12 protein-coding genes are annotated in these 11129 nt (G+C 61.9%); 3 read left to right on the forward strand and 9 right to left on the reverse strand.

Features of this window, described 5'->3' with window-relative positions; translation table 11 throughout:
- Positions 1 to 2: 2 nt before the first annotated feature.
- The 6 genes from ccoO (ACNFCH_RS09175) to ccoN (ACNFCH_RS09200) form a co-directional block, all read right to left on the reverse strand.
- A complete protein-coding gene (gene ccoO, locus ACNFCH_RS09175) occupies positions 3 to 611 on the reverse strand; it encodes a cytochrome-c oxidase, cbb3-type subunit II (protein WP_043212301.1) in 609 nt (202 codons plus the stop codon).
- Positions 611 to 2053 (reverse strand): cytochrome-c oxidase, cbb3-type subunit I, encoded by a 1443-nt coding sequence (gene ccoN, locus ACNFCH_RS09180; RefSeq protein WP_070092081.1) that lies wholly within the window; start codon positions 2051 to 2053, stop codon positions 611 to 613. The genes ccoO (ACNFCH_RS09175) and ccoN (ACNFCH_RS09180) overlap by 1 nt, the downstream gene beginning before the upstream one ends.
- A 562-nt stretch (positions 2054 to 2615) precedes the next feature.
- A complete protein-coding gene (gene ccoP, locus ACNFCH_RS09185; RefSeq protein ID WP_416742653.1) occupies positions 2616 to 3557 on the reverse strand; it encodes a cytochrome-c oxidase, cbb3-type subunit III in 942 nt (313 codons plus the stop codon).
- Positions 3557 to 3745: a cbb3-type cytochrome oxidase subunit 3 gene (locus ACNFCH_RS09190; protein ID WP_043212339.1), complete on the reverse strand. Its 189-nt coding sequence runs from the start codon at positions 3743 to 3745 to the stop codon at positions 3557 to 3559. Before ACNFCH_RS09190 ends, ccoP begins: the two co-directional genes overlap by 1 nt.
- 8 nt (positions 3746 to 3753) lie before the next feature.
- Positions 3754 to 4362: a cytochrome-c oxidase, cbb3-type subunit II gene (ccoO, locus tag ACNFCH_RS09195; RefSeq protein ID WP_070092079.1), complete on the reverse strand. Its 609-nt coding sequence runs from the start codon at positions 4360 to 4362 to the stop codon at positions 3754 to 3756.
- Between the two features lie 13 nt (positions 4363 to 4375).
- Positions 4376 to 5800, reverse strand: a complete 1425-nt coding sequence (ccoN, locus tag ACNFCH_RS09200) for a cytochrome-c oxidase, cbb3-type subunit I (RefSeq protein WP_196163593.1) — start codon at positions 5798 to 5800, stop codon at positions 4376 to 4378.
- Positions 5801 to 5849: 49 nt separating this feature from the next.
- Here ccoN (ACNFCH_RS09200) and ACNFCH_RS09205 point away from each other — a divergent pair, with 49 nt between their 5' ends.
- Positions 5850 to 6542: an alpha/beta family hydrolase gene (locus ACNFCH_RS09205; protein WP_416742654.1), complete on the forward strand. Its 693-nt coding sequence runs from the start codon at positions 5850 to 5852 to the stop codon at positions 6540 to 6542.
- A gap of 635 nt (positions 6543 to 7177) precedes the next feature.
- Here the strand turns inward: ACNFCH_RS09205 and ACNFCH_RS09210 are convergent.
- On the reverse strand, positions 7178 to 7462 hold the full coding sequence (locus ACNFCH_RS09210; protein ID WP_043212311.1) for a pyrimidine/purine nucleoside phosphorylase: 285 nt from the start codon (positions 7460 to 7462) through the stop codon (positions 7178 to 7180).
- A 74-nt stretch (positions 7463 to 7536) separates the two neighbouring features.
- Positions 7537 to 8088 (reverse strand): exonuclease domain-containing protein, encoded by a 552-nt coding sequence (locus ACNFCH_RS09215; RefSeq protein WP_196163594.1) that lies wholly within the window; start codon positions 8086 to 8088, stop codon positions 7537 to 7539.
- A 177-nt stretch (positions 8089 to 8265) separates the two neighbouring features.
- On the opposite strand from ACNFCH_RS09215, the gene ACNFCH_RS09220 reads away from it, so the two are divergent.
- Both ACNFCH_RS09220 and ACNFCH_RS09225 read left to right on the forward strand, forming a co-directional pair.
- Complete coding sequence (locus ACNFCH_RS09220; RefSeq protein ID WP_337157030.1) at positions 8266 to 9069, forward strand: transporter substrate-binding domain-containing protein; 804 nt, start codon at positions 8266 to 8268, stop codon at positions 9067 to 9069.
- 63 nt (positions 9070 to 9132) lie between these two features.
- On the forward strand, positions 9133 to 10146 hold the full coding sequence (locus ACNFCH_RS09225; protein ID WP_337157170.1) for a GNAT family N-acetyltransferase: 1014 nt from the start codon (positions 9133 to 9135) through the stop codon (positions 10144 to 10146).
- Positions 10147 to 10271: 125 nt separating this feature from the next.
- On the opposite strand, the gene ACNFCH_RS09230 is transcribed toward ACNFCH_RS09225, so the two are convergent.
- Positions 10272 to 10799, reverse strand: a complete 528-nt coding sequence (locus ACNFCH_RS09230) for an RNA polymerase factor sigma-70 (RefSeq protein WP_070092075.1) — start codon at positions 10797 to 10799, stop codon at positions 10272 to 10274.
- Positions 10800 to 11129: the final 330 nt, after the last annotated feature.

Consider the following 11129-nt stretch of genomic DNA (forward strand, 5'->3'; position numbering starts at 1 on the left):
TGTCACCGCTTGCTCTTGATGATGGTGCCGAGGCCTTGCAGGTACGCCACGAGGGCGTCCATCTCGGTCTTGCCCTTGACCGCGTCGCGGGCGCCGGCAATGTCCTCGTCGGTGTAGGGCACGCCCAGGGTGCGCAGGACTTCCATTTTCTTCGGCGTGTCCTTGCCATCGAGCTTGTTCTCCACCAGCCAAGGGTAGGAGGGCATCTTCGACTCGGGCACGACGTTGCGCGGGTTGTACAGGTGCGCACGGTGCCAGTCATCGGAGTAGCGCCCGCCCACACGTGCCAGGTCCGGACCGGTACGCTTGGAGCCCCACAGGAACGGGTGGTCCCACACGCTCTCGCCGGCCACCGAGTAGTGGCCGTAGCGCTCGGTCTCGGCACGGAACGGACGGATCATCTGCGAGTGGCAGCCAACGCAGCCTTCGCGGATGTAGATGTCACGGCCCTCGAGCTCTAGCGCGGTGCGGGGTTTCATGCCTTCGACCGGCTTGTTGGTGACGTCCTGGAAGAACAGCGGGACGATCTGGGTCAGGCCGCCGATGCTGACGGCGATGACCATGAAGAAGGCCAGCAGGCCAATATTCTTCTCGACTGCTTCGTGCTTCATCAGTGAGCTCCCACGACGACGATCTTGGCGGCTTCCTCAGCCTCGGCCGGCTTCGAGGCGCGGACGGTGCGGTAGACGTTGTAGGCCATCAGCAGCATGCCGGAGGCGAAGAACGCACCGCCCAAGGCGCGGACGATGTAGCCCGGGTGGCTGGCCTGGAGGGCTTCGACGAAGGAGTAGGTGAGGGTGCCGTCGTCGTTGATGGCGCGCCACATCAGGCCCTGGGTGATGCCGTTGACCCACATCGAGGCGATGTACAGCACGGTGCCGATGGTCGCCAGCCAGAAGTGCGCGTTGATCAGGCCGACGCTGTGCATCTGCTGGCGGCCATAGACCTTCGGAATCATGTGGTACAGCGAACCGATGGAGATCATCGCGACCCAACCGAGGGCGCCGGCATGGACGTGGCCGATGGTCCAGTCGGTGTAGTGCGACAGCGAGTTGACGGTCTTGATGGCCATCATCGGGCCTTCGAAGGTGGACATGCCATAGAAGGCCAGAGAGACCACCAGGAAGCGCAGGATCGGGTCGGTGCGCAGTTTGTGCCAGGCACCGGAGAGGGTCATCATGCCGTTGATCATGCCGCCCCAGCTCGGTGCCAGCAGGATGATCGACATCACCATGCCCAGCGACTGCGCCCAGTCAGGCAGCGCGGTGTAGTGCAGGTGGTGAGGACCTGCCCAGATGTACAGGGTGATCAGTGCCCAGAAGTGGACGATCGACAGGCGATAGGAGTAGATCGGACGCTCGGCCTGCTTGGGTACGAAGTAGTACATCATCCCCAGGAAGCCGGTGGTCAGGAAGAAGCCCACGGCGTTGTGCCCGTACCACCACTGGATCATCGCGTCGGTGGCGCCGGAGTAGGCCGAGTAGGACTTGAACAGGCTGACGGGCAGAGACATGTGGTTGACGATGTGCAGCATCGCCGTGACCACGATGAAGCCACCGTAGAACCAGTTGCCGACATAGATGTGCTTGGTCTTGCGCTTGACGATGGTGCCGAAGAACACCAAGCCGTAGGTGACCCAGACGATGGCCAGGAGAATCGCCAGCGGCCATTCGAGCTCGGCGTATTCCTTGGTGGTGGTGTAGCCCATCGGCAGGGTGATCAGCGCGCCGACGATCACCGCCTGCCATCCCCAGAAGGTAAAGGCGGCCATGCTGTCGGAGATCAGCCGAGTCTGGCAGGTGCGCTGCACGACGTAGTAGGAGGTGGCGAACAGCGCGCAACCTCCGAAGGCGAAGATCACCAGGTTGGTGTGCAGCGGGCGAAGGCGGCCGAAGCTCGTCCATGGCAGGTCCAGGTTCAGCTGGGGCCATACCAATTGCGAGGCAATGAAGACGCCGAGCCCCATGCCAAGGATCCCCCAGACCACCGTCATGATGGCGAACTGGCGGACGACCTTATAGTTATAAGCAGTCGGACTGATTGCAGTGCTCATTCTAAGGTTCCACGGTTTTGGGTGTTCTTGTTGGTCGAAAATCGGCGCCAGTATCGATAACCACCAGGGTTATGGCAACGCAAGGATCATGACGCCGACCCGTGTCCAGGCCCTTTCCACCACCGTCCCGCGGTTTAGGGGCTGGATGATTGTACACAAATAAATGTTTGTAATGTGTACCGTTTTTCGCCTTTTTCTGATCGATCGGTCAAGCTTTTTCTGCGGGGCTCCGGCGGGAAGGGACGTTCACCGAAACCTGTGCGATCGACCTTAAAAGCCGTTGCGCGGAGTCAGGCCATGCGCCGCGCCAGGTGGGTTCGCTATAAGCGAGGCCACTGTGGCAACAAGCTTAGTTCTGTTCAGAGGGGGTGCAAGGAGGGATGAGGCTGGGAGGGCGGTGGCGGAGCCCTTGACGGACGTCGCTCGTCCTGGTGCTTCGGGGGGGGGCTGGTGGGCAGCGTGGGTGTAGCGGTCTTGCTTGGCGGCGTCCTCTTCGCGGGTAATCCCGCTCCCACAAGGATCGCTGTCGGCCTTGTGGGGGCGGATTTACCCGCGAAGAGTGTTACTTGGCAGTCACGGTTTCGGACGCATTATCCTGCGACAGGCTATACACATAGGCCGCCAGCAGGTGGACCTTGTCGTTGCCTTGGATTTCACGCTGAGCAGGCATCTGGCCCTGGCGGCCGTAGCGGATGGTCTGCTGCAGTTGGGCGAAGCTCGAGCCGTAGATGAACGCCTGCGGGTGGGTCAGGTTGGGCGCGCCCATCGCTGGGGTGCCTTTGCCCTCGGGGCCGTGGCAGGCCACGCAGTTGGCGGCGAAGATTTCCTGGCCCTTGGCCGGATCGGCCTTGGCGCCTTCGGGCAGGGTACGGCCATCGAGGTTGGTCAGCACGTAGGCGGCGACATCGGCCACGCCCTGTTCACCGATCACCTCGGCCCAACCCGGCATCACGCCATGGCGACCTTCCATGATCGACGCCTTGATGGTCTCCGGCTCCCCGCCCCAGCGCCAGTCCTTGTCGGTCAGGTTGGGGAAACCGTAGGCGCCCTTGGCGTCGGAGCCGTGGCACACCGAGCAGTTGGAGGCGAACAGGCGGCCACCCATTTTCAGTGCCTGCGGGTCCTTGGCCACTTCTTCGACCGGCATGGCGGCGAACTTGGCGAAGATCGGCCCGAACTTGGCGTCAGCTTTGTCCATTTCCTTTTGCCATTCGTTGACCTGGGTCCAGCCATTCTCATAGCCGGGCAGGATGCCTTTCCAATTGCCCAGGCCCGGGTAGAGGATGAGGTAGCCTACCGCGAACACCAGGGTGCCGACGAACAGCCAGAACCACCACTTGGGCAGCGGGTTGTCGTACTCCTCGATGCCATCGAAGCTGTGGCCCATGGTCTGGTCGGTGGTGTTGTTGCTCTGGCCCTTGCGGGTGCCGAGCAGCAGCCAGGTCAGGCCAATGAGGCTGCCGATGGTCAGTACACTGATGTAGGTACTCCAGAAGGTGGTCATTACCGATTATTCCTCATGGCAGGTTCCTGCCCGGCAGGGGGCAGGCGGTCATCGACGAAGGGCAGCAAGCGCGCTTCGGCGAAATCACGGTCGCGGCGGCGGTTGAAGACCCACAGGCTCAGGCCGATGAAGGCGATCATCACCACCAAGGTGCCCAGGCCGCGGATCATGCCGATATCCAGTGACAGTTCCATCGTTACCTCTTGTTCTTGATCGCGGTGCCCAGCACCTGCAGGTAGGCCACCAGGGCGTCCATCTCGGTCTTGCCCTTGACCGCGTCGCGGGCGCCGGCGATGTCTTCGTCGGTGTAGGGCACGCCCAGGGTGCGCAGGGTGCGCATCTTGGTGTCGGTGTGGCTGCTGTCGACCTTTTGCGCGACCAGCCACGGGTAGGACGGCATCTTCGATTCGGGCACCACGTTGCGCGGGTTGTACAGGTGCGCGCGGTGCCAGTCGTCGGAGTAGCGGCCACCGACGCGGGCCAGGTCCGGACCAGTACGCTTGGAGCCCCACAGGAACGGGTGGTCCCACACGCTCTCGCCGGCCACCGAGTAGTGGCCATAGCGCTCGGTCTCGGCACGGAACGGACGGATCATCTGCGAGTGGCAGCCAACGCAGCCTTCGCGGATGTAGATGTCGCGGCCTTCGAGCTGCAGGGCGGTGTAGGGCTTCATGCCTTCGACCGGCTTGTTGGTGACGTCCTGGAAGAACAGCGGGACGATCTGGGTCAGGCCGCCGATGCTGACGGCGAACACCATCAGCAATGCCAGCAGGCCTACGTTTTTCTCGATGACTTCATGTTTCATCAGGCGTGTCTCCTCAGGCCAACTGGGCGTTCGCAGGGGCGGCGTCGGTGGCCGGTGCGCGCACGGTGCGCCAGGTGTTCCAGGCCATCAGCAGCATGCCGCTGAGGAAGATCGCGCCGCCGACGAAGCGGACGATGAAGCCAGGGTGGCTGGCCACCAGGGTTTCGACGAAGGAGTAGGTGAGCGTGCCGTCGGCGTTGACTGCGCGCCACATCAGGCCCTGGGCGATGCCGTTGACCCACATCGAGGCGATGTACAGCACGGTGCCGATGGTCGCCAGCCAGAAGTGCGCGTTGATCAGGCCGATGCTGTACATGCGCTCTTTGCCGAACACCTTCGGAATGGTGTGATACAGCGCGCCGATGGAGATCATCGCGACCCAGCCGAGGGCGCCGGCGTGAACGTGGCCAATGGTCCAGTCGGTGTAGTGGGAGAGGGCGTTGACGGTCTTGATGGCCATCATCGGGCCTTCGAAGGTGGACATGCCGTAGAAGGCCAGCGAGACCACCAGGAAGCGCAGGATCGGGTCGCTGCGCAGTTTGTGCCAGGCACCGGAGAGGGTCATCATCCCGTTGATCATGCCGCCCCAGCTTGGCGCCAGCAGGATCAGCGACATGATCATGCCCAGCGACTGCGCCCAGTCGGGCAAGGCGGTGTAGTGCAGATGGTGCGGGCCTGCCCAGATATACAGGGTGATCAGCGCCCAGAAGTGGACGATCGACAGGCGATAGGAATACACCGGGCGCTCGGCCTGCTTGGGCACGTAGTAGTACATCATCCCCAGGAAGCCTGCGGTCAGGAAGAAGCCTACGGCGTTGTGGCCATACCACCACTGGACCATCGCATCGGTGGCACCGGCGTAGATCGAGTAGGACTTGGTCAGGCTGACGGGCAGTTCCAGGTTGTTGACGATGTGCAGCATCGCCACGGTCAGGATGAACCCGCCATAGAACCAGTTACCGACGTAGATGTGCTTGGTGTTGCGCTTGATCAGCGTACCGAAGAACACCACGGCATAGGCGACCCAGACGATGGTGATCAGGATGTCGATCGGCCATTCCAGTTCGGCGTATTCCTTGGAGCTGGTGAAGCCCAGTGGCAGGCTGATGGCTGCCAGCAGGATCACCAGTTGCCAGCCCCAGAAGGTGAACGCCGCCAGGGCGGGGGCGAACAGGGTGGTCTGGCAGGTGCGTTGCACTGAATAATAGGAAGTGGCGAACAAGGCACAGCCGCCGAAGGCGAAGATCACTGCATTGGTATGCAGCGGTCGCAGGCGGCCGAAGCTGGTCCAGGGAAGGTCGAAGTTGAGGGAAGGCCAGACGAGTTGCGCGGCAATGAAAACGCCGAGCCCCATCCCGACGATTCCCCACACCACCGTCATGATGGCGAATTGGCGGACCACCTTGTAGTTATAGGCGGTACTGCTGGTTGTGTTCATGTATGGGTTCCCATCCACGGTTATAGGCAGGCTAGATAGCGAGGCAAGCATGAGTAATGGGCACATTGCCGGTATTGACGGGGATCAATGGGCGCAGGTGGGAAATGTCCCAGGCTTGCGCTGCGATCCTCCGAGAATTCGGGGGGATCAGGGCTACAAGGGCGGTCTGATCCTGGCCCATGGCGCGGGCGCGCCGATGGACAGCGATTTCATGGAAGACATGGCGCAAAGGCTGGCGGGACAAGGGGTGGGCGTGATCCGCTTCGAGTTTCCGTACATGGCCCAGCGTCGCGAGGGTGGCGGCAAGCGGCCGCCCAACCCACAGAAGGTGCTGCTCGACCGCTGGCGTGAGGTGTACCGCCAGGTGCGACCATTGGTCGCGGGGCCGTTGGCCATTGGCGGCAAGTCCATGGGCGGGCGTATGGCGAGCCTGCTAGCGGATGAGCTGGGTGCCGATGCCTTGGTGTGTCTGGGGTATCCATTCTATGCGGTGGGCAAGCCGGAGAAGCCCCGGGTCGAGCATCTGGCCGGGTTGGGCACGCGTACGCTCATCGTCCAGGGGGAGCGGGATGCCCTGGGGAACCGGGAGGCGGTGGCGGGGTATGTGTTGTCGCCTGCGATCGAGGTGTGTTGGTTGGCGGCTGGGGATCATGACTTGAAGCCGCTGAAGGCGTCGGGCTTGACACATGAGGGGCATCTGCAGATGGCGGCTGAGCGGGTTGCTGCGTTTCTGATGAGGTAGTGGTGTTGGTTTGAGATTTGTGGGCTGATCCGTTTTGGGGGTGACGTTTAGTCACCTTTGTGCCCTTACGGCGGCTTATTTTTTCTTGGAAAAAGCAAAAGCGCTGCGACCCAGCATACGGCGCTGCGCGCTTGCCCCTACAGACACCTGCTGATGGGACGCAAGTTACAGGCGGCGCCTGGGCTGGCGTTGTTTCATTCAGTGGTTTTTGTGGTGAGCTTTTTGGCCATTCGCGGGTGAATCGGAGCGCCGAACCGCCGCTCCGATTTACCCGCGAATAGGCCGACACAAACAACAAATAATTAGCTTGTTTGCCGTTGCCGTTGATGCGCGATGGACCAGGCACCACCAATCGCGACCTCAGAAGGCCGAGTGGAGGTGTCTGGAGGGGCAGGCGCGTAGCGCCCTTCGGCGTAGCCGAAGTCGCGAGATGGAGGCTGGCGCAGCCAGCCGGAGGCCGCGAAGCCCCGAAAGGCACCGGAGCGGAGGGAACCCCGGAGCGAAGCGCAGGGGCCGGATGTGGGAGCAAAACGGCTTTGGTTACTTTGGCCAAGACCAAAGTAACCCGCCGTAAAGGCGGAAAACGCCAGTGGCGTCACCACCAAAAACGGATAATCACACTACCCAAAAAAAGCTTAGTCGCGATACTCACACAGGTAAGCCGTATCCACCGCGACCTTCAACTGGAACTTGCTGTCCGCCGGCACATTGAACTGGCTCCCCGCCTTGAATACCTCCCAGTTATCGCTCCCCGGCAGCTTCACGGTCAGTGCGCCGGACACCACATGCATGATCTCCCGCTTGGCCGTGCCGAACTCATATTCGCCCGGTGCCATGACACCCACGGTAGCCGGACCTTCTTCGCCAGTGAAGGCGATCGACTTGACGGTGCCATCGAAGTACTCATTGACCTTGAACATGGAGCGACTCCTGAAATGAGGGAGGAAAAAAGGCTGGCCAGTATGCCCAAGCCCCAACACCTCGTCATCTGAATTCAGGTGCCGCTGGCCGGCAGGCTCAAGGGAAGTAACCGCGCGGTGTTGCGGGCGTCTTCCAGGGCGCGGTGCTGCTGGCCGGTGAACTGCAGGCCCGCCAGTTGCAAGGCACTGTTGAGCCCCATCGGGCGCTGCAATTGGCGGGCCTTGGCGAAACGCTGCTTGAGGTTGATATGGGGCAGGGCCTGCAACAGGCTGGTGAGCTGGTGCTGTTTCCATTCCTGCTGCAATTGCTGACGGTCGTAGTCGCCCCAACTGACCCAGGCCTGCAATTGCCCCTGGTGATGGCCCAGCCAGCGCTCGAACTGGGCCCAGACCTCGGTGAAGGTGGCGGCGCCATCGACGCTGGCCTGGGTGATGTGAGTCAGTTCACGACAGAAGGGGGTCAGCTGCGGCCGCCGCCGAGGCCGCACGAAGCGCTGGAAATGATCGATCTCGCGGCCTTCGCGGGTCACCAGGCTCGCCCCGATTTCAATGATTTCCATCTCCGTGACGGGCCAGCCACCGTCATCGGTGGTCGCTTCCAGGTCAATCACCAGCCAATGCCCCATACCGGGCTCCCGTGCAAGACGCAGTACCCTGCGTGGTCGCTAGAGCGTAGCCAATCTCGGGCCCAAGGGCATCCCCTGGCACAATGCTGCTGTTTTGACATCGGCGGAGGTTGTGCCTTGGCGGGAAAACGCCTAGCTTTGCTGGATACATTCGCAAACCGTGATGAGTGTCTGCTTTTGACTCCTATGCCCGGCTCGAAGGCTTTGTCTTCCTTGTTGATGCTCGCCGCAGTGTGGATGGCGGTGCCTGCGTCGGCGCAGGCCGTCGTCGAGGTCAGGGTCGGGGCGGCGCATTTCCCGCCTTATACCGTGCGTCCAGAGCAGGGCGCTGAAAGCGGCCTGTTGCCGCAATTGCTCAAGGCCCTCAACCAGCAACAGCACAGCTATCATTTTGTCTTGGTGCCCACGTCGATACCCCGGCGTTTTGGCGACTTCCAGCAAGGGCGCACGGACATCGCGGTGTTCGAAAACCCCAAATGGGGCTGGGAACAGATTCTCTACGAAAGCGTGGACATGGGCCTGGAAGATGCCGAGGTGTTCGTCGCACGGCAACAGCCCGGGCGAGACCAGCAGTATTTCAGCAGCTTGCAAGGCAAGCGCCTGGCGTTGTTCCACGGCTATCACTACGCCTTCGCCGACTTCAATGCCGACCCCCACTACCTGAGCCAAGCCTTCAGTGCCACGCTGACCTATTCCCACGACAGTAACCTGTTGATGGTTCAGCGCGGGCGTGCCGACATTGCCCTGGCGACGCGATCGTTTCTGATCGATTTCATGGCGCGAAACCCGGACAGCCGGGCGCAACTGATGGCCTCCGAGCGGATCGATCAGGTCTATCACCACTATGCGCTGGTGCGTCCAGGCGCGCCGATCAATGCCCGGGCATTCGCCGCCTTGCTCGATCGGTTGCGACAGAGCGGCGAGTTGCTGCGCATCTTCCAGCCTTATCGGATCAATGTCGTGACGCCGACTGGCAACTAAATTCCCGAATGCGCATCACGTCTACCGGATTGAGCCTTCCTTTCAATGCCGTGAGCCATGACCATGCCGTTCGATGCCGATTCGCAGCTCCTCTCCCTGCCGCGTTGGCGCAGCCTCAGCGCCGACGAGGGCGATTGCCGGTTGAGCCTGACCCTGGAGGGGCGCGCGCTGATTCAGGTTCGCCTGACCCCTGGCGAGCCGTTGCACATCCATCTTGAGCAGCTTTGCCCAGAGCGTCCCGCACAAGCGCTGTGGGCCGCTTGCTACTGGCTGCTTTGCCGTGATCCGGCGCGTCAGCGCCTGGTCTGGCATTGCCGACAGCCAATGAACATGGCGTTGGCCAGTGGCCTGTTGATGCCCGGCGAACAGCCTGGGCAGTATCTGTGCGAGCGGGCGATGTTCTGGCAACTGCCGCAGCCCTGGTTGGGCGATGCGCAGGCCGGCGTCTACCCGCAGCAGATGCTGATCAGCGACGGCAAGCGCCATCCGCGTCGTGCGCCCAAGCCTCGAGGTGAAGTGTATCGGCGTTTCGATGCGCGACTGGGAGCCTGGGTATCGCTGCGCACGCTTGAGATCGAGCAGGATCTGGAGCGTTTCAATCGGTGGCAGAACGACCCGCGGGTGATGCAGTTCTGGCAGGAGGACGGCACGCTCGAACAGCACCGCCAATACCTGGCCAAGCTCGAGGCCGACCCGCATACCCTGACCTTGATCGGCTGCTTCGATGACCAGCCTTTTTCGTACTTCGAGGCCTATTGGGCCAAGGAAGACCGCATCGCGCCGTTCTACCCGGTGGATGACTACGACCGGGGCGTCCATATGCTGGTGGGCGAGCAGGCCCATCGCGGCCCGCACAAGGTAGCCAGCTGGCTATCGGCGTTGGTGCACTATCTGTTCCTGGACGACCCGCGGACCCAGCGGGTGGTTGCCGAGCCGCGCGCCGACAACGGCAAGATGATCGGCTACTTGCACGACCAATGCTTCCATTGCGAGAAAGAGTTCGATTTTCCGCACAAGCGGGCGGCATTGATGATCCTGGGGCGGGAGCGGTTCTTCGATCGTTGTCCGTTGGCTTGAGGTGACCTGCCGCATCGCGGCGCTATCTTCGCGGGTGAACCCGCTCCGACAGGTACAGCGGTGTTAGTGAGCGCACCGCAGGCCCTGTGGGAGCGGGTTGAGCCGCGAAAAATAACGCATGGGTTTCAAGCCTGGCGCCCGTGCTTGCGGCAGTGGATGAGGGCATCGCGGATCATGAAGTTGACCAGCGTCGGCGATACGCCCAGCTCCTTGGCGATGTCTTTCTGCGGCACGCCATGCAGGCGATACATCTCGAAGGCATAACGGGTGCGCTGGGGCAGCTCGCCCAGGGCGTCGGCGATATGTTCGAGGGTGGCGAGATTGATGTGGGTGGCCTCGGGCGAGGCGTTCTGCAGGACGACGTTGAGGCCTTCTTCTTCGCTGCCGGAATACTTCAGCTCCATGGCCTGCTTGCGGTAGTGATCGATGGCCAGGTTGCGCACGATCTGGAACAGGTAGCTGAGCTGGGCCTTGAACGATGAGGTGATCTGCGGCGCGGCGCTGAGTCGGAAAAAGGCATCCTGTACCACATCTTCGGCGCGCGAACGGCAGCCAGTGATGCGGGCAGCGATCTTGACCAGGATGCTGCGGTTGTCGACGAATGCCTGGAGCAGTGGTGAATCGCACTTTCTTGTGGATAGTTGTTCCGCCATGGAAATCACCTGGTCTTTGAAGGAGAGAGGATTACGTCTGCGTGGGACGCTTCCTACGACGAGCGACAAATTATTCACAATGATAATGATTGTCAAATGCGAAAAGTAATTAGTATCTGCAGGTTTCCGTTCTAAGCGCCAGCGCGTGAATTCGATCACGTCGATGGCGTCTTGTTGGCGTTGCGCGTCGTGCGTCGCTGGCGCCAAGGCGTTTAATTATTTGCCTCGCCCATCCGTTCCCCTGTGTACATCCGGCTGCCGAACGCTGCCCGCCCGCCTTGCGCGGCGCAGCCCCGGCGCGACTTACCCAGACACTGGCAGGAACTCCCC

Origin of the sequence: Pseudomonas sp. NY15354, assembly GCF_048068075.1 — a bacterium.
Lineage (GTDB): Bacteria > Pseudomonadota > Gammaproteobacteria > Pseudomonadales > Pseudomonadaceae > Aquipseudomonas > Aquipseudomonas guariconensis_C.